A 1087-nucleotide genomic window follows, 5' to 3' on the forward strand; every position below is an offset into this window, starting at 1 on the left:
TGGACCAAACAGTACTGCAAGGAAGGCTTTGACAAGAACCCTGAGTCCATGCAGAACAGCCGTGAAGTCAAGGACGAGCAGTGGGAATTTGTGGTCAAGATGATGGTTATCATCAAGGACCTCATCAAGGGCAACAAGAATCTGCCAGCCGGCTGTGAAGAAGAAGCTCTGGGTCACAACGCCATTGCTGCAGGCTTCCAGGGCCAGCGTCAGTGGACTGATTTCTATCCAAATGCCGACTTTGCCGAAGCCCTGCTCAACTCCAGCTTTGACTGGAACGGCAAGCGCGAGCCAATCGTTCTGGCCACTGAAAACGACGTTTTAAACGGCTTTGGCATGCTCTTTGGCAAGCTGCTGACCAACCGTGCCACCATGTTCTCTGACGTTCGTACCTACTGGTCCGGCGACGCTGTCAAGCGTGTAACCGGCTACGAGCTTCAGGGCCATGCAAAGGACTGCGATGGCTTCCTGCACTTAATCAACTCCGGCGCTTCCGCTCTGGACTTCTCCTGTCAGGCACGCTGCTGCGGCGGCAACCGTACCATCAAGCCATGGTATGAGATGACTGACGAGGACATCAAGAACTGCCTTGATGCTACCACCTGGAACGCAGCTGACCTTGGCTACTTCCGTGGCGGCGGTTACTCCTCACGCTTCCTGACCGATGCTGAGGTTCCAATGACCATGGTACGTTTAAACCTGGTCAAGGGTCTGGGCCCTGTCCTGCAGATTGCCGAAGGCTGGTCTGTTGAGCTGCCTCAGGAAGTGACCGAGAAGCTGTGGAAGCGTACTGACTACACCTGGCCATGCACCTGGTTTGCTCCACGTTGCGACGGCAAGTCCTCCATGTTCAAGACCGCCTATGACGTAATGAACAACTGGGGTGCCAACCACGGCGCTATTGCCTACGGTCACATTGGTGCTGACCTCATTACTCTGGCCTCCATCCTGCGCATCCCTGTATGCGGCCACAACGTTCCAGAGGACAAGATTTTCCGTCCATCTGCATGGAATGCTTTCGGCATGGACAAGGAAGGTCAGGACTTCCGCGCCTGCAAGAACTACGGCCCACTCTACAAGCTCTAAG

The 1087-nt window shown here is 55.1% G+C and carries 1 pseudogene; it reads left to right on the forward strand.

Annotation, left to right across the window (positions count from 1 at the left end):
- A pseudogene (fucI, locus tag MXE39_RS12880) lies at positions 1-1086 on the forward strand (L-fucose isomerase); the annotation flags it as partial.
- Between the last annotated feature and the right edge of the window lies 1 nt (position 1087).

The organism is Anaerobiospirillum sp. NML120511, assembly GCF_023050955.1.
Classification (GTDB): Bacteria; Pseudomonadota; Gammaproteobacteria; order Enterobacterales; family Succinivibrionaceae; genus Anaerobiospirillum.